Source organism: Aquamicrobium zhengzhouense (genome assembly GCF_016124105.1).
Taxonomy (GTDB): domain Bacteria; phylum Pseudomonadota; class Alphaproteobacteria; order Rhizobiales; family Rhizobiaceae; genus Aerobium; species Aerobium zhengzhouense.
In genome coordinates this window covers 33238-50707 of sequence record NZ_JADGMQ010000007.1, presented here as the reverse complement: position 1 = coordinate 50707, position 17470 = coordinate 33238, and the positions used below count along the sequence as shown (strand labels likewise).

Genomic DNA, 17470 nt, shown 5'->3' with positions numbered 1-17470 from the left:
ATGGATCTACCAGTCTTGTGGGCCTTCATCCTCGCCTTTGCAGTCTTCGCCTATGTGGTGCTGGACGGGTTTGATCTTGGGGTCGGCATCTTGTTCCCAACCCTGGAGGCAGGCTCTCAGCGCAGCCAGGCGATGAATTCCGTGGCTCCGGTCTGGGACGGAAACGAGACTTGGCTGATCATGGGCGGAGGCGGACTCATGGCCGCCTTCCCGCTCGCCTATGCCATCATCATGCCCGCGCTTTACGCACCGATCATTGCAATGCTTCTGGCTCTGGTCTTTCGCGGGGTCGCGTTCGAATTTCGGTGGCGCGATCCTGCTCACGAATGGTTCTGGGACATGTCATTTGCGGGTGGATCACTGGTCGCCGCCTTCGCGCAAGGGGTGACGCTGGGCGCATTGCTCCAGGGTATCAATGTCGATGGGCGGGCCTATGGCGGCGGATGGTGGGACTGGCTCTCGCCATTCAGCCTTCTGACCGGCGTCAGCCTCGTCATCGGCTATGCGCTACTCGGCTCCACCTGGCTGATCATGAAGACTGAAGGAGCATTGCAGGACAAGGCGTTTTACTACGCGAAGACGTGTGGACTCGCGACGGTTGCGTGCGTGGCCGCGGTAAGCCTTGCAACGCCGTTCCTTGAAGAAGCCTTCTACGAGCGCTGGTTCGCCTGGCCAAACATCCTCTTCACTGCGCAGGTGCCCTTGCTGGTGACGATCGCCGCGGCAGCGTATTTCTACAGCCTCCACCGCCGCTGGGAGATCTTCCCATTCCTCCTGGCTCTCGGGCTGTTCGCGCTCAGCATGCTGGGGCTTGGGATCAGTGTGTTTCCCGACGTCATCCCCGGCCGGATCACCATTCATGAAGCCGCATCACCCGAATCCAGCCTGATATTCATGCTGGTAGGTGCGGGGATCCTTATCCCGATCATCCTTGCCTATACCGCCTACAGCTATTGGGTGTTTCGCGGAAAAGTCGGGCATGAAGGCTACCATTGAGCATGTCTGCACCTGGACCTGTCTGGCAGCGGCTTCTCTGGTTCGTCCTGTTGTGGGCGGGAGGCGTCGCTTGCGTTGCGACGGTCGGTTACATCATTCGCCTCTGGCTGATGTGACCGTTTAACTGCCCCACGCTTTTCAGCCGGCTCGTCCATACACAGCTTTGACGAGCCGCCCCTCTACTATCAATTGACATCCTCGCACCCTGACGCGCAATATCTAGCCGTTACGGTCTCTCGTGCCTTGGTGCGAGAGCTAAGAGGGAAGCCGGTGACCTGAAAGGGAACTCCGGCGCTGCCCCCGCAACTGTAAGCAGCGAGTTTCTGTCGATTTTGCCACTGGTGGGTTCACTGGGAAGGCTGGCAGAAACAATGACCTGTGAGCCAGGAGACCTGCCGTGACGCATTGTTTCGAACCTCGGGCGGGGTGTCCCGGTGGTGCGCAGCGGTTGGACAATTGCGTTCAGCCGGTGTTCCCACCCTTCCCCGTTCGTCAACGACACGGGGATATGATGTCGGCGACTGCAACCCACCGCACGGACGGAGCGAGCTTCGTTCCACTTGGAATTTCGTCAGAAGCAACCGCGGCTCCGGGCTATCAGCTTTTGCGCCGCAATGGTGCCGTCACGCCCTTTGACGCGCGCAAAATCAGCATCGCGCTGACCAAGGCCTTTCTGGCCGTGGAAGGGTCAACTGCCGCCGGTTCCCGCCGGGTACACGAGGCAGTCGAAGAACTGACCGGACAAGTCGTTTCGGCGCTTACCCGCCGCGTTGGCGAAGGCCGCCTGTTCCACATCGAAGACGTGCAGGATCAGGTGGAACTCGCGCTGATGCGCGGCGAACACCACAAGATTGCGCGGGCATACGTGCTTTATCGCGAGGAGCGTGCGCGTGAACGTACGGCGGAGAAGGAATTTGCAACCGCTCCGTCAGCCCCCGCATTGAAAATGACTTCGGAAGACGGAGAGCTTGTTGCGCTCGATGAAACGCGGCTGACGCGTATCGTTGAAGAAGCATGCAATGGGCTGGACGCGGTTTCGGCGTCGCCCATCCTGACAGAGACCCGCAGAAACCTCTACGATGGCATCACGCAGGACGAGCTGTCACTGGCACCGATCATGGCTGCGCGCACGCTGATCGAGCAGGAGCCGAACTATGCGTTCGTTGCCGCTCGTCTCCTGATGGACAAACTGCGCCGTGAGGCACTGAGCCTCGTTTCCGGTCGTGCCGAACAGGCGACGCAGTCGGAGATGGCATCGCGTTACGCCAGCTATTTTCCTCAGTTCATCGCGACCGGCATCAAGGCAGGCCTGATCGATTCGGAGCTGGAGCGCTTCGACCTGCAACGGATAAGCGCGGCTCTCAAGCCGGAGCGCGATCTCAATTTCCAGTATCTCGGCTTGCAGACCCTCTATGATCGCTACTTCCTGCATCGCGACGGCAAGCGGTTCGAGCTGCCGCAGGCATTCTTCATGCGGGTGGCGATGGGACTGGCTCTGCGCGAGATCGACCGCGAGAACCGCGCGATCGAGTTCTACAATCTTTTGTCCTCGTTCGATTTCATGGCCTCCACGCCGACACTGTTCAACTCGGGAACGACCCGGCCGCAGCTGTCATCCTGCTTCCTGACCACCATTGGCGATGATCTCGAGGCGATCTTCAAGGGCATCAAGGACAACGCGCTTCTGGCGAAATACTCCGGCGGCCTTGGCAATGACTGGACGCCGGTTCGCGGTCTTGGTGCGCATATCAAAGGCACCAATGGCGAGAGCCAGGGCGTGGTGCCGTTCCTGAAGGTCGCCAATGACACCGCGATTGCGGTCAATCAGGGTGGCAAGCGCAAGGGTGCGGTGTGCGCCTATCTCGAGACCTGGCACATCGACATCGAGGAATTCCTCGATCTTCGCAAGAACACCGGCGATGACCGGCGCCGCACCCATGACATGAACACGGCCAACTGGGTTCCGGACCTCTTCATGGAGCGGGTTTCAATGGACAGCGACTGGACGCTGTTCTCTCCAGATGAAACGCCTGATCTGCACGACCTCTACGGCGCGAAATTTCGCGCAGCTTACGAGGCCTATGAGGCCAAGGCCGAGCGTGGCGAGATGCGTGTGCACCGCACCGTTCGGGCACTCGATCTGTGGCGCAAGATGCTGACCATGCTGTTCGAGACCGGACATCCGTGGATTACCTTCAAGGATCCGTGCAACATCCGCTCGCCCCAAGGCCATGTCGGCGTCGTCCACTCGTCAAATCTGTGCACCGAGATCACGCTCAACACCTCGAAGGACGAGGTCGCGGTCTGCAATCTCGGTTCCGTCAATCTCGTCAATCATCTGGGCGAGAACGGTCTCGACTTCGACCGGCTTGCCGCGACGGTGAAAACCGCGATGCGGATGCTGGATAATGTCGTTGACATCAATTTCTACACCATCCCGGAAGCACGCGCGTCGAATTTGCGTCATCGCCCGGTCGGCCTTGGGCTCATGGGCTTCCAGGACGCGCTGCAGAAACTGCGGATCCCTTATGCCTCGGCAGCTGCGGTGGAATTTGCCGATCTGTCAATGGAAGCGATCAGCTACCACGCGATTTCAGCATCGGTAGATCTTGCCGCCGAGCGCGGTCGCTATGGCAGCTTTGATGGGTCGCTGTGGTCGCAGGGCATCCTGCCGATCGACTCGATCCGGCTGATGAAAGAGGCACGTCCAAGCGTCGACATGGATGAAAGCATGACGCTCGACTGGGAGGCGTTGCGCAGCCGCGTCATAACCGTTGGCATGCGCAACTCCAACACGATGGCGATTGCCCCAACCGCGACGATTTCCAACATCTGCGGCGTCTCGCAGTCAATCGAGCCCGCCTATCAGAACCTCTTCGTCAAATCGAACATGTCCGGCGACTTCACCGTGGTGAATGCCCAGCTGGTTCACGACCTGAAAGCTCGCGGTCTGTGGGATGAGGTGATGGTCTCGGACCTCAAATATTTTGATGGTTCTGTCGGCCAGATCGATCGCATTCCGGACGATTTGAAAGCGCTCTACGCAACCGCATTCGAACTGGAATCGAGCTGGCTGATCGAGGCCGCATCCCGTCGGCAGAAATGGATCGACCAATCGCAGTCACTCAATCTCTACATCGCCAACCCGAGCGGCAAGAAGCTCGATGAGCTGTACCGGCTGGCGTGGAACAAGGGCCTGAAGACCACCTACTATCTGCGCTCGCGCTCCGCGACGCATGTCGAAAAATCGACACTGAAAGGCACCGATGGCAAGCTGAATGCGGTGTCGGCGTCTGTTGCCGCGTCTTCGATCACGATTGATCAGAACGGCGCCTGGGCAAAGGCCTGTTCCATCGACGATCCGGATTGCGAGGCCTGCCAATAGGCCTGCCAAAAACGCACCTCACATCGAAATCTGGAGTAAGAACATGCTCGATTGGTCAGAAACCAAGCCGTCTTCACTGGCGGCTTCGACCGACAGCGGCGAAGCTGACGCCACCGGACTTGGTGAAATCGAACGCGGCGGTGCCCGCGTTTCGGTTGACGACAAGCGGATGATCAATGCCCGCGCGGACGTGAACCAGCTATTGCCCCTGAAATACCGCTGGGCCTGGGAAAAATATCTCGCCGGTTGCAACAATCACTGGATGCCGACCGAAGTGTCGATGCAGGCCGACATTGCCTTGTGGAAATCAAAGGACGGGCTGACCGAAGATGAACGCCGGATGCTCAAGCGCAATCTCGGCTTCTTCGCCGCTTCGGAATCTTTGGTCGCCAACAACATCGTTCTGGCGATCTATCGCCATCTGACGAACCCGGAATGCCGCCAATATTTGCTGCGCCAGGCATTCGAAGAAGCGATCCACACGCATACCTTCCAATATATCGTCGAAAGCCTCGCTCTGGACGAGGGCGAGTTGTTCAACATGTACCGGGAGGTGCCGTCGATCACCGACAAGGCGGCGTGGGCGTTGAAATACACCCAGAACCTCGACGACCCGGATTTCAAGACAGGCACGCCCGAGGCGGATCAGGCGTTCATGCGCGATCTGGTCGCGTTCTACGTCATCTTTGAAGGGATGTGGTTCTACACCGGCTTCGCTCAGATCCTCTCGCTTGGCCGCCGCAACAAGATGGTCGGCATCGCCGAACAGTACCAGTACATCTTGCGCGATGAATCGATCCACCTCAATTTCGGCATCGATGTCATCAACCAGATCAAGATCGAGAACCCTGACCTCTGGACCCCGGAATTTCAGGATGAAATTCGCGGCATGATCCTCGAAGCGGCGGAGCTTGAGGCGGCTTACGGGCGCGATACGATGCCGCGCGGCTTCCTTGGGCTCAATGCTGCGCTGTGCGAACAATATATGCACTTCATCGCCAATCGCCGCTGCGCGCAGCTTGGCCTGAAGCCGGTATTTGCAGATGTCGAGAACCCGTTCCCGTGGATGTCGGAAGCGATGGATTTGAAGAAGGAAAAGAACTTCTTCGAAACAAGGGTCATCGAATATCAGAGTGGCGGCGCGCTCAGCTGGGATTGAGTGGGCGCGAATTCAAGCAAAATACGGGGCGACCATCGCCGCCCCGTGCCTCGCAGATCAGTTAACGCATTTGAAGCTGGACGCCGCGTTGACGTCGCCCGACTGATATTGCGGCCAGGTCGGGTACTGGCAGAGTGGACGTGTGATCTCACCAGACTTCGACTGGTTGATCAGCTCCCCCGGCGCTTCGCCGGTCTCGACCCATGCTTCCAGCGCGCTGAAAAGGTCGGACTGGTTCGGCATGCCTTCCGGCCCTACCCCGCCATGGTTGATCGACGGAAAGATGTAGAAGCGAGAAAATTCGGCAACCTTATCTTCGCCGACAGTCTCGAGCACCCGCTTCCAATAGGCCGCGACCTCAGCCGGAGGGACTTCCGAAGCGCCGCCCGCGTAGAGGATGAGCTTTCCGTTCCTGGCGTGGAGCGGCGACAGATCAGGGTTGGTGGCGTCGAGGATGCTTGAGACTTCTACAATCCGGTCGCGCACGCTCTCGTCATTGGGGTCAAAGCCAAGCGACACCGCCTCGGCGTCCTGAGCGATCATGAAGCGATGGTAGCCGTCACCCAAACCGTAAACATAGCTGTCATTGCCACCCACATTTGGCGCAGGCGTTGAAGGCTGCGGGCGCGATCCGGCAAAGCTTCCCTGCCAGGCGACGTTACCCCACGGATAGCCGGAATGACCTGTCAGGCCGTTGGCGATCTCATATTCAAGCTCGACAGGGCGAGCGACATTGTTGACCGCATCGATCTGCGCCTGCGTCAGGCAGTTTTCCTGATTGTCCGCTTCGCACAGCAGGCTCGACAGATCCGGACTGCAGCCTTCGAAATTGGCGATCCAGCCATCTTCCACGCCATCCAGCGGGTCGCACTGTGCATAGACCTCCTTGGTAACGATCACGGCAAGCTCGGGCGACACCCAGCCTGCACCACCATCCTTGTAGAAGCCACCGGATGACTGCAGGTGCGCAAGTTTCAGGCCGGTCAGGTTGGAGACCGGATCACCGACCAGGATGCCATCGTAATCTTCAGGATGATCCGTGCCGCGACCATGGCTTCCTTGCCGCCCTGCGAGAAGCCCACAAAATGCCGGAGCTTCGGCGCAGCGCCATAACGCGTCTCAATGATCGACATTGCCGCAACATAGGTCTCGTTGACCGACTTGCGGGCATAGCGTTCGAATGCCTCTTTCTGCAGGGCAAACGAGGCCCGGCGAGGATCATCCTCCGGCCCGAAAGGCAGATCGTTCAGATCATGCCCGGAATCGCCTGAGAAAGTTGCGTAACCCTTGTGCGGGAATTCCTGTGCGGCTGCGTCTGTCTGCCAGCGGCCTCCGATCTGAGGCGGGATCACGCCATTAAAGCCGCCACCGCCGAACTGGATCGAATTGCCGTTCCAGTCTTCAGGCAACACAACGCGCATCTTGATCGGCCAGCCATCTTCCGACTTCTGCGGCACTTCGGCCATGACCTCGCAATGAGCCGGCATTGCTTCGGTGGCATCCACCTTGGCTGCGGAGACGATGCTCAGCCCCTCAATCGACGCGCTTGCCAGTTCATCGCAGGCAATACCAGCGGCAGCGGCAGGAAGGGCCGTAGAGACCAACAGGCCGCCCAATAACGAAATGTACCCAATCTTCATGCTGACTCTCCCAATTTCCGTCAGGCCCAACCTCCTGGAGCGCTGACGAACCCAGCTGATGCCGGATCAAATGGAAGCTATTGACTGGTGCCGCTGGGTCAATCGGCACGAGACGCAGACGCTAAATATTGGAAGTGGTCGCGCCGTAATCTAATGTTTCGCCAGCAGAAAGAAGCTCCGCAAAAGGCGACGGAAAAAGAACCCCAGCATTTCCGCCTGAGCTCTTTCCTCTCTGACTGCGGCGAGCTTGCATGATACCCGCAGTTACAATTTAATTCGTGGCCAGACCTGCTTCACTGCAATCGGCAGCAGTAATCGCGTCGAGGTCCAGTTCGCCACTCGCATTGTCCTGCGCGTTTTCGGCGGTCGCGCCCTCGGCTGCACCCTTATCGTCAGCAGCATCGTCCATCGCCTCGGTGTCAACGTCGGCAGCGTAATCGTCAGCTTCGATATCATCGGTTGCCGGACCGCCAGCATCGGCATCGGCCGCGCCTTCGTCCGCCTTTGACAGTGATGCGCAATGCTCTGTGACGCGTGGCAAATCCTGTTCGCTCACTTCCTGGCTACCGACCATCGTCTGAGCAAAAGCGCTGGAGCCCAGCGCTAGCGCGATGGCTGCAGCCAAGGCTGCAGGTTGAGAAGCATATTTCATGGACATGGCTTCCTCCTGATAGGTTTCTCGTGCTCAAGGCACGCGCCCCAACCTTCAAGACGGGGGCTTGTTCCGCTCAGTCAGGAGGTGATGTCGAGAAGCAAGATGCGCCCCTATTTTCCGCGCATGCGCCGCGACACATCGTCGGCAGCCGAAATCACAGCGGGTAGAAGCTGTTCGCGCAGTTCGTCCGTGAACCGAAAGCGAGGAACGGAGACGCCAAGAACCGCGATGGTCTCACCACGCAGCCCCTTCACCGGCGCGACGATGCCGTAGCCGCTATCGGCATATTGTTCCTGGCTCCCCTCGGAGAAACCGTTCTTGCGGATGTCCTCAATGGAGCTTCGCAACGCTTCAGGTTCCGTGATCGTGTGCGGAGCCAATGGCTCGAGCTGAACCCGCTTCAAATAGCTCTCGAACTCCACGTCCGAAAACCCTGCCAGAAGAAGCCGGCTGGCAGCGCCGGCATAGAGCGGCTTTTCTACGCCAAGCGCAACGACGCGGCGGATCGACTGCCGCCCGACGACCTGCTCCAGATCGACGCGAAAATCGCCGGAGGTGACGCTCAGCACCACGGTCTCATTGAACGCGCGGCACAGGTCGCGCATGACCGGACGGGCGACTTCGACGAGGCCGGCATTGCCGCGCGCATCCTCGGCCAGCGCCACCAGGCGATAGCCGAGACGATAGCGCCCACTGTCTTCGTCCTTGGTGACGAAGCCGTGGTGGCGCAAATTCATCAGAAGGCGCATGCAGGTGCTGACATGCAGACCGGTCAGCTTTGCCAGTTCGGTCTGCGTCAGGCTTGGGCCATAGCGCGAGAGCGCATCGAGGATCGACACGGCGCGGTCAAGCACGTTGACCTTGTACTGGCGCGCACCGCCTTCATCCTCATCAATCTCGCTGGCCATGGTTCCTCCCCAACTCTAATCGAGCGTGAGGATGATTTTACCCATGTGCGAGCCGCTTTCCATCCGCACATGCGCGGCAGTGGCTTCGGCAAGCGGGAAAACCTGATCGATGACCGGCTTGAACGATCCGGATTCAACCAGCGGCCAGACCTTCTCGCGAACTTCCGACACGAGGCGTGCCTTTTCCGCCAACGGACGGCTGCGCAGTGTTGACCCCGTCACCGTCAGCCCATTCATCATGACGCGGGCAATGTCGAGCTGGCCCATGCGTCCCTGATTGAAGGCAATGAAGACCAGCCGGCCCTTGGGTGCCATGGCGCGGATGTTGCCTTCAAGATACGGCCCGCCAATGATGTCGAGCACAACATTTGCGCCACCGTGACGTTCGCGCACGATTGAGGCGAACTCCTCGGTTTTATAGTTGATCGCGGTTTCGGCTCCGATCTGGCGGCAAAGTTCTGCCTTCCCTTCGCTGCCGCTGGTGGCTGCAACGCGCGCACCAAACGCCTTGGCCAGCTGGATCGCCGTGGTGCCGATGCCGCTGGTGCCGCCGTGCACGAGCAGGGTTTCGCCCTCACGCAGTCCCCCAATGTCGAAAACGTTCGCCCAAACCGTGACGATCGTCTCCATCAGGCCTGCGCCCTCAACGAAGCTCAGATGGTCGGGAAGCGGCAGAACCTGGCTTGCGGGGACATTGCAATATTGCGCATAGCCGCCGCCAGCTAGAAGCGCGACGACACGGTCGCCAACGGCGAAACCATCGACGCCTTCGCCGAGCGCTTCGATGGTACCGGACACTTCAAGACCCGGAATGTCCGATGCGCCCTTCGGCGGCGGGTAGACGCCGCGGCGCTGCGCAAGGTCCGCGCCGTTAAGGCCCGCGGCTGCAACTTTGATCAGAACCTCGCCAGCAGCAGCCTGCGGCACCGGGCGCTCGCAAAGGCGCAGAACTTCGGGGCCACCAGCTTCGCTGATCTCGATAGCTTGCATCATCGCCATCTTCATTCTCCTTGCCTGTCAGGTCAGGCCTTTACGCGTTGATCGATGAAGTCGCCAACCCTGGCGATCATCGCGTCATTGTCCCACAATCGGGCATCAACCATGCTGGCGCTGAGTTCAAGCACCGGAAGGCCAGCACGCTCCAGCATGTCGATGCAGGCACGGGTGCCATAGGATGACAGCCGATCGCCGATCGGTGTCAGCATGACGGCCCCAGAAGCGCGGAACTCTTCTGCCTGCTTCAAGATCCAGCCTGCCATCCATGGCGGCAGGTGCAATTGCTCGTTCATCGAGATCGAACGTGCGGCAAGCGCCCGCAGTGGATCGCCGTCAAAATATTTCCGGTAGCCGTCCGAGAAATAGTTCGAATACATTGACCAGACGAAGGTTGCGTTATGGCTCTCTTCAAAGGCTCGGTAGAAGCCGGTGTTGAACCACAGACCGGTGTTGAGCCACAAAAGACGGGTCTTCTCGCCAGGGCAGATGGCCTGCTTGTTGGCGACACGCGCTTCGATCTCGCCGGCATAGGCAGCCGTGTGATCGACCGACCATTGGGAACCACGGTTCCAGGTTGCGGCCATCACATTGGTGAGCTGGTCGGGCAGGCTGACCGGGCACTTTTCAGCCGAAGCAATCGCATCGCGGGCGCGGGCGACATTCTCGCCAGCCTGGTTGATGCGGTGCATCTCGCCTTCAAAATGGTCCATGTCGAAGCGGCGGCCGCAGGTGCGTTCTGCGACCTCGATCAGCGCCTTGATCTGCTCGACCTGATAGTCGAGGCGATGGCTTTCATAGAGCGTTTCCCAGTCGCACTGCGCCAGTTCCCACCAATTCGGGATCAGCTTCTTTTGTGCCGGAACGTCAAGGAAGAAGGTTTCGGTGTCGAAGGCCGCTGCCCATTTCGTCGAGATGCGCTGGGCGTAGTCACCGCGTAGCCGGTCAAGGATCAGCGCTGGCTTCGGCAGCCCGCCATAGGGTGCGCGCTCTGGATCATTGTCGAGCGTCGTCATCATGGGCAGGCTCAGATATCGCGGCAAGTCGCCGTGAAAGCCGAGTTTTTCCATGAGGTCGAAATAGTAGGGCGACTGGCGCTTGGCGGAGATGATCGACGAATACCAGGTGTTGGTCACCACCGGCACGTCCATCGTATGGAAAATCTCGTGTGGGCTGACCGCCGCCGCGATCACATAGGGCTCGCCCTGCTCCATCGAGCGGGTGCGGAAATCCTTGAACCAGTTCTTCTGCTTTTCCTTGGCGAGCGCTGTGGTTGCCAGCGGCTCATCAGCGACCGATTGAAAGACCATGTCAGTCATTGGCCGTTCCCCCTGCTCTGACCGGAAGCTGTGCGGCAAAATCTGAAATCGCCTTTTGGCATGCCTCGCTGCCGACCGGGCCGCGCAATACGATGCTCTTCAAATTGACGCGTTCAAGACGTGTTTTCTCGTCGGGATATTCCCAGCCGAGCGTGTCGTCATTTTCCTCAAAGAAGAAGGCGACGGCGCTGATTTGAGTTGGCTTGCCATCGACGCCAAGCTCAGGCTGCCGGCGCACAAACTGGCGCAAGCTTAATCCGTGAACGCGATAGCGTGCTTCGAGCGCTGCAATCGGGTCATCTTCGAGACTTGCATCGTGCTCGTAAATGGCTGCGCCCCAATCGTGATCTTCGATCGCGATGTCGACGCCATGGGCAGCGAATGCGTCGTAGACGGCTGCATTCTCCTGGGTCGAGCCGGAGAGAGCGATAGCCTTTGAAACGGCCTTCGGCTCGGCCTTCTGAAACTCGCCAATCAGCGCCTTGAACTCGGCGCGTGGCTCGTGCTGGCCAAAGGCGGAAAGCTTCAGGCGCTGGATTCCGGTGAGTTTTCCGGAGGTGCAAAGATCGCGAAATGCCCGGCGCGTTTCATTTGTCGCGGCAATTTCCAGCGTGATCGCTGCCTCATCCGGCAATGTGCCGGTGATTTCGCCAAGTCGCTCCGCGAAATCCGAAAGCACCTTACGGTTATAGCGAATGCTGTAGTCGTGCTGGGTTTGCAGGAGATCGAGAAGATATACCCTCGGCATCCTCTGCCCGATGTCGAGGCTGCGTGCATAGTCGATCAGATAGTAGAGCTGCAGCAGCCCCTCGGAGGTGCGCGGGATGACGAGAAGGTCAATCCACTCCAGATCGCCCTTGAGCATCCGGTCAAAAAGCTGACGCAGATAGGTTTCGCGCACCGGCTCCATCAGCGTGTCGGAAAGATCGGTTGCTCCGTAATCGACGCCGGGTGCGGATCCCTTGAGGCGAAACGGATAGGCACCAGAGGCCGCGATCAATTCGACCGGTACGGTTGCGCCAAGGAAGCCGACGACCTTGCAGCCATCCGCATGCATCTTGCGCGCGGTTCCTTCCGGGTTTTCCCAGGCAGCATCTAGCCGCTGCATTGCAGATTCGAGGCTCATGACAGTTGAGCTCCCGCGATCAGGCTCTCGAGCTTCTCACCTTCGAAGCCGAGCGAGCGCAGGACCTCTTCCGTGTGCTCCCCAAGGTCCGGCGACGTAACGGTCGATTGCGGCGTGTCCTCATTGGCAATGAAGCCGCCGTTCAGGACCTTCATTTCACGGCCCCAAGCCGGAACGTCGATCGACTGGAACGTCGGGCGGCCCTCAAAGTGCGGATGGGCGACGATGCCCTTGAGATCGCGAACGACTGCCGCCGGAACGCTCGCCTTGTTGAGCTCGACCTCCAGAACTTCGGCTTCCCATTCGGCGATCTTGGCCGAAACGACAGGGCGAAGCGTATCGGCATGCTCCCAGCGGCCTGACGCATCCTGATAGCGCGGGTCAGCGACAAGTTCTTCAACGCCCAGCACCTTGCACAGGGCTGCAAATTGCTTGTCGGTGTTGGCACCGATCGAGATCGGACGATCCTTGGTCGGGAACATGTCGGCGGTTGCCGACAGGCTGAACCCCTTGTTGCCAACGCGCTTTGGAACGTCGCCGGTCGCGTTGTATTTCAGGATCATCGCCGACATGAGCACCATCGAGGCATCCAGCATCGACACGTCAAGACGCTGGCCTTCGCCGGTCTGCGCGCGGCGCAGCAGAGCTGAGACGATCGCGAATGCGGCCATGTGACCGGAGAAGGTGTCGACCAGCGGGAAGCCGACCTTCATCGGCGGGTCCTGCTCGGTGCCCTGCAGCGACATCAGCCCGGACATCGCCTGCGCGATGTGATCATAGGCCGGGTTGTCGCGAAGGATGGATTCCTGCCCGTAGCCTGAGATCGAGCAGTAGATGATGTCCGGCTTGATCGCCTTGCAGGCCTCGTAGCCAAAGCCACGCGCCTGGAGAACACCTGGGCGAAAGTTTTCGACAATGACGTCCGCTTCGGCGACAAGCCGGCGCAACGCTTCAGCGCCAAGTTCCGTGGTCCAGTCGAGCGCAACGGATTTCTTGCCAGCATTGTAGCCGACAAAGTTCGGCGAGTTGCGGCCAAAGCGCGGGTCGTGGCCGTAATAGCGCATCACGTCGCCTTCACCCGGCCGCTCGATCTTGATGACATCCGCGCCAAGCAGCACCAGCTGCCGCGTGCAGAATGGCCCCGCCATAACGTGGGTCATATCGAGCACCTTCATGCCCTGCATCGCACCCGCCATGAATTTCCTCCAGCCTTCAATCGCCGATGTTGCAGTCGACGAATTATCACAATGTGATTTTTTATTGCATAACATGATACTTTCTGAGAAACATATGCAAGAGGAATTCGGATGAGCGGGCTCAAGGGCTCGATCGGGAGTGAGGGGCGATGACAGCTGCACCACGCGTATCTGTGCGCAATCTGACGAAGGTCTATCGGACCCGTCGTGGCTCGCACGTGGCGCTGGACAACGTTTCTCTGGATATTGATCCCGCCGAATTTGTCGTTCTTCTGGGGCCAAGCGGCTGCGGAAAGACGACGCTCCTGCGTTGCATCGCGGGTCTGGAAGAGCCTGATTCCGGCGAAATTCTCATCGACGGCAAGGTGGTGTTTTCATCCAGGGACGGCATCTATGTGCCGCCGGAAAAGCGCAACCTGTCGATGGTTTTCCAGTCCTATGCGCTGTGGCCGCACCTCAGCGTTCTGGAAAACGTCATCTATCCGATCCGCAATTCGGGAAAGTCGCAGCGTGAGGCTGCACCGCTCGCACAGGAAGCGCTGGAAAAGGTCGGCCTTGGCAAGTTTTCTGCCGCCTATCCCGGCCAGCTTTCCGGTGGCCAGCAGCAGCGCGTCGCCCTCGCCCGCGCGATTGTTTCCGGCGACGGCCTCGTTCTCTTCGACGAGCCGCTGTCAAACCTTGACGCCAAGGTGCGTGAACGGCTCCGCCTCGAATTGCTGTCGCTGCAGACGCAGATCGGCTTTGCCGCTGTCTACGTGACCCATGATCAGGTCGAAGCACTGGCACTTGCCGACCGCATTGCCGTCATGGATGTCGGCACGGTCGCGCAGATCGGGGCACCTGAACAAATCTATGATCATCCGGCATCGCGCTATGTTGCGGACTTCGTCGGCTCGGCCAATGAGCTTGAGGGCATTGTCCTCTCAGTAGGAGCCAAATTGCTGGTGAAGACTGCCTTTGGCGAGATCGAATCCGCCAACTTCCCCGCATCCATGTCCGTCGGCCAGAAAGTTGCCGTCATGATCCGCCCGGAGCACTGCAACGTTGCCGCTCTCGGCGAGAGCGAAAACCTCATAACGGGCCGCCTCACCCGCTCGCTTTATCTCGGCGCAGTTCGTCAGCACTTCCTTGAAACCGATGGCGGCGAGTTGCTGATTACGACGCAGGCACCCGTGACGGCAGATTCTGATGGCACGCTGACCGTGACCTGCGCCTCGCACCGCGTCCATGTCTTCGCGCAAGGTGCTTGAGATGAGCGTCAACCCGAAAGCCGGGACCGGCTTCAGCTGGTGGACCAGATCAGGTCTGACGCCCTTTTCACTCGCGCTCTGGCTGGTCCTCGCGCTCATCGCGCTCCTGATCATCTATCCGCTCGGTCTCGCGATCGTCTATGAGTACGACAACATCGTCGCGAGTTTCCATTCGCGCCTGGATGGGCCGCTATCGCGCACCGTACCGACTGTCATTCTCAACACGCTGATCGTCGTTTTCGGCGCAACCACGATCGCGCTTTTGATCGGCTCGTTTCTTGCCTGGATCAATGAGCGCAGCGATGCCAGCCTTGGCTTCATGGGGCAGCTTCTGCCGCTTTGCGCACTGATCGTGCCGCCCGTCGCCGGCGTGATTGGCTGGGCGGTTCTGCTCGACCCGCGCGCCGGACTTGCCAATTTCGCGCTGCGCAACGTCCTCGATGTCTTCGGGATCACCATGCGCACGGGGCCGTTCAATATCTATTCGATGTGGGGTCTGGTGATCATCACCAGCCTCTACACCGTGCCTTACGTCTTCCTCGTCGTCTCGGCAGCGCTTCAGCGTGTCGATCCGGCAATGGAAGAAGCCTCGCGCACGGGCGGCGCCGGCCCCCTCAAGACCATGATGCGCATCACCTTGCCGGCGATCCGTCCGGCGCTCGCCGCTTCGGTGCTGCTTGGCGTCATCTCCGGCCTCAGCCTCTTCTCGGTTCCGGCGGTCCTCGGCGCAGGCGCGCGGATTGACGTGATCTCGGTCTATATCTTCCGCCTGCTTCAGGCCTATCCGGCCCAGACTGGACCCGCGATCACCCTGTCGATCGGCCTCCTCGTCCTCGTTCAGGTCCTGCTGGTCGTGCAAAACATGGTCGCCCGCCCCGGCCGCAACGCTGCAATTTCGGGCAAGGGTTTCCGTGCGACGCCCGTGCGTCTCGGCAAATTGCGCTGGTTCGCCTATGCGCTGGCGGTCTTCTATCTGCTCGCGACCGCGGTGCTGCCGATCCTTGGCCTGCTTCTCGTTTCGCTGCAGCCGTTCTGGACGCCAGCTGTCAACTTCTCGACCCTGACGCTCGCGAATTTCAACTTCGTCCTGTTTGAAAACCGCCAGACGGTGAGCGCACTGATCAACAGCGTGACGCTCGGCTTCATTGTCGCCTCCTTCAACATGCTGGTGACCGGCACGTTTGCTCTGCACTTTGCCCGCAATGGCAAGGCGCGCAAGCTGGCCGATATCCTGACGGGATTGCCCGCAACAATCCCGCACACGGTGATTGGCGTTGCGTTTATCCTCGCCTTCAGCCGTGAGCCGCTGCGCATCTACGGTACGACGACGATCCTGCTGCTGGCCTATATCGTCATGACACTCAGCTATGCCGCGCGCGCTGCCGCCTCTGCCGCAGCCTCTATCGGTGGCGAATTGTCGGAAGCATCGCGTGTCGCCAAGGCGTCTGACCTGCGCACCCTGTTCAGGATTTCGCTGCCGCTGGCCATGCCTGGCCTCGTCGCCGGGTGGATCATGGTCTTCGTTCACACCGTTGGCGAAGTGACCGCCTCGGCGTTCCTGTCGGGCACGCACAATCCGGTCATTGGCCGCGTCCTGCTCGATTTGTGGAATTTCGGCAATTTCCCGCAAGTCGCCGCATTGGCGCTCGTGGTCACTGCGATTTCGACGTCGCTGGTCGGCCTCATGCTCTATGTCACCCGCCGCAGCCAGCGCGTGACGACGTCGTGAACCAGATTGGAATACCGCCTGCAAAGTTTAACGGGAGGAATGCAATGACTGAAACTGCAAAGATCAAATCACGCCTGACCATGCTGGTCTCGGCTGCCGCGCTGGCGTTGTCGGCTTCGCTGGTTGGAGCGCAGGCCGAGATACCGGCCGAACTCGTGGAAGCCGCGAAGGCAGACGGTTCGCTGACCGTCTACACCAATATTGACCCGGCGCTGATGGAGAAGCTCTCCTCGGCCTTCACCGCTGCCCACGGCATCAATGTCGACATCCAGCGTCAGTCCTCGTCCGCGCTCGCACAGCGCTTCATGGCCGAGAACGACACGGACAACACCATCGCTGACGTCTATTACTCGACCGACCGCGCCTTCCATGACGACCTCTTCGCCAAAGGTCTGTTCTCAAAGGTGGAAGACGTGCCGGGCTATGCGCAGTGGCCGGAAGAAGCCAAGTCCGAAGGCACAATCACCATCGGTTACAACCCCTACTCGCTGGTCTGGAACACCGATTTGGTGCCGGAAGGCCTGACGAGCTGGGAGCAGCTGAACGATCCGGAATTCGAGGGCCAGGTCATCCTGACCGACCCACGCTCAAGCGTGACCTCGAACCAGTTCTACAAGATGCTGCACGACCTTTACGGTGACGAGTTCCTGGAAAAGCTCGGCACCCACGCGACCTATTCGCCAAGCGCGGTTCCGGGCATTCAGCAGGTTGCTGCTGGCGCACAGGCGATCTACGCACCGGGCATCCACCAGGTCGTCACCGGCCTTGCCGCCAATGGCGCGCCGCTCGGCGAAAGCTTCCCGGAGCCGTCAATCTCCTCCAACAACGTCGCCAGCCTTGTCGCCAAGGCACCGCATGCCGACGCAGCCAAGCTTTTCGTCGCCTTCCTGATGACCAGGGAAGCGCAGACGATCAATAATTTCGATGGCTTCGCGCCGATCGAAGGCATCGAGAACACCCGCGAGATGCCGCAGATCGTCAACATCGAACCAGCTGACGCCATGGCGGCGTCCGAAAAGATCTATCAGTTGATGGGCCTACAGTAAGCTTCTCGCTTACGTACACTGATCGATCGATGCCGTGGCTCGCAAGAGCCGCGGCATTCGTTTTTTGG

At 59.8% G+C, this 17470-nt stretch carries 15 protein-coding genes and 1 riboswitch; of the genes, 7 read left to right on the top strand and 8 right to left on the bottom strand.

Features of this window, described 5'->3' with window-relative positions; translation table 11 throughout:
- The 4 genes from cydB (at position 1) to IOD40_RS11250 (ending at position 5540) form a co-directional block, all read left to right on the top strand.
- Entirely contained in the window at positions 1–996 is a 996-nt protein-coding gene (gene cydB, locus IOD40_RS11265; RefSeq protein WP_198476638.1) for a cytochrome d ubiquinol oxidase subunit II, read from the top strand.
- 2 nt (positions 997–998) lie between these two features.
- Complete coding sequence (locus IOD40_RS11260) at positions 999–1112, top strand: DUF2474 domain-containing protein (protein WP_198476637.1); 114 nt, start codon at positions 999–1001, stop codon at positions 1110–1112.
- Between the two features lie 96 nt (positions 1113–1208).
- A riboswitch (cobalamin riboswitch) is annotated at positions 1209–1410 on the top strand.
- A 97-nt stretch (positions 1411–1507) separates the two neighbouring features.
- Entirely contained in the window at positions 1508–4381 is a 2874-nt protein-coding gene (locus tag IOD40_RS11255) for a ribonucleoside-diphosphate reductase subunit alpha (RefSeq protein ID WP_198476636.1), read from the top strand.
- Between the two features lie 43 nt (positions 4382–4424).
- Positions 4425–5540, top strand: a complete 1116-nt coding sequence (locus IOD40_RS11250) for a ribonucleotide-diphosphate reductase subunit beta (protein ID WP_198476635.1) — start codon at positions 4425–4427, stop codon at positions 5538–5540.
- 57 nt (positions 5541–5597) lie between these two features.
- On the opposite strand, the gene IOD40_RS11245 is transcribed toward IOD40_RS11250, so the two are convergent.
- The 8 genes from IOD40_RS11245 to IOD40_RS11210 all read right to left on the bottom strand — a co-directional run bounded on the left by IOD40_RS11245 (position 5598) and on the right by IOD40_RS11210 (position 13377).
- Positions 5598–6518, bottom strand: a complete 921-nt coding sequence (locus IOD40_RS11245; RefSeq protein ID WP_407649197.1) for a tannase/feruloyl esterase family alpha/beta hydrolase — start codon at positions 6516–6518, stop codon at positions 5598–5600.
- Between the two features lie 5 nt (positions 6519–6523).
- Positions 6524–7180, bottom strand: a complete 657-nt coding sequence (locus tag IOD40_RS20355; RefSeq protein WP_198476634.1) for a tannase/feruloyl esterase family alpha/beta hydrolase — start codon at positions 7178–7180, stop codon at positions 6524–6526.
- Between the two features lie 271 nt (positions 7181–7451).
- Positions 7452–7838 (bottom strand): hypothetical protein, encoded by a 387-nt coding sequence (locus tag IOD40_RS11235; RefSeq protein WP_198476633.1) that lies wholly within the window; start codon positions 7836–7838, stop codon positions 7452–7454.
- Between the two features lie 107 nt (positions 7839–7945).
- Entirely contained in the window at positions 7946–8743 is a 798-nt protein-coding gene (locus IOD40_RS11230; protein WP_198476632.1) for an IclR family transcriptional regulator, read from the bottom strand.
- 15 nt (positions 8744–8758) lie between these two features.
- Positions 8759–9742 (bottom strand): NAD(P)H-quinone oxidoreductase, encoded by a 984-nt coding sequence (locus IOD40_RS11225; protein ID WP_233713948.1) that lies wholly within the window; start codon positions 9740–9742, stop codon positions 8759–8761.
- Between the two features lie 23 nt (positions 9743–9765).
- Positions 9766–11055 carry a 2-hydroxyacyl-CoA dehydratase family protein gene (locus tag IOD40_RS11220; protein WP_198476631.1) on the bottom strand — a complete coding sequence of 430 codons (1290 nt, stop codon included), beginning with the start codon at positions 11053–11055 and terminating at the stop codon, positions 9766–9768.
- Positions 11048–12181 carry a 2-hydroxyacyl-CoA dehydratase family protein gene (locus tag IOD40_RS11215; protein ID WP_198476630.1) on the bottom strand — a complete coding sequence of 378 codons (1134 nt, stop codon included), beginning with the start codon at positions 12179–12181 and terminating at the stop codon, positions 11048–11050. Before IOD40_RS11215 ends, IOD40_RS11220 begins: the two co-directional genes overlap by 8 nt.
- Positions 12178–13377 (bottom strand): CaiB/BaiF CoA transferase family protein, encoded by a 1200-nt coding sequence (locus IOD40_RS11210; protein ID WP_198476629.1) that lies wholly within the window; start codon positions 13375–13377, stop codon positions 12178–12180. Before IOD40_RS11210 ends, IOD40_RS11215 begins: the two co-directional genes overlap by 4 nt.
- Before the next feature lie 149 nt (positions 13378–13526).
- Between IOD40_RS11210 and IOD40_RS11205 the strand changes: the two genes are divergently transcribed.
- The 3 genes from IOD40_RS11205 to IOD40_RS11195 are packed head-to-tail and all read left to right on the top strand — an operon-like array spanning position 13527 to position 17402.
- Positions 13527–14627 carry an ABC transporter ATP-binding protein gene (locus tag IOD40_RS11205; RefSeq protein ID WP_198476628.1) on the top strand — a complete coding sequence of 367 codons (1101 nt, stop codon included), beginning with the start codon at positions 13527–13529 and terminating at the stop codon, positions 14625–14627.
- Positions 14605–16356 (top strand): ABC transporter permease, encoded by a 1752-nt coding sequence (locus IOD40_RS11200; protein ID WP_210336870.1) that lies wholly within the window; start codon positions 14605–14607, stop codon positions 16354–16356. Before IOD40_RS11205 ends, IOD40_RS11200 begins: the two co-directional genes overlap by 23 nt.
- A 44-nt stretch (positions 16357–16400) precedes the next feature.
- On the top strand, positions 16401–17402 hold the full coding sequence (locus tag IOD40_RS11195; RefSeq protein WP_198476626.1) for an ABC transporter substrate-binding protein: 1002 nt from the start codon (positions 16401–16403) through the stop codon (positions 17400–17402).
- The last annotated feature ends 68 nt before the right edge of the window (positions 17403–17470 follow it).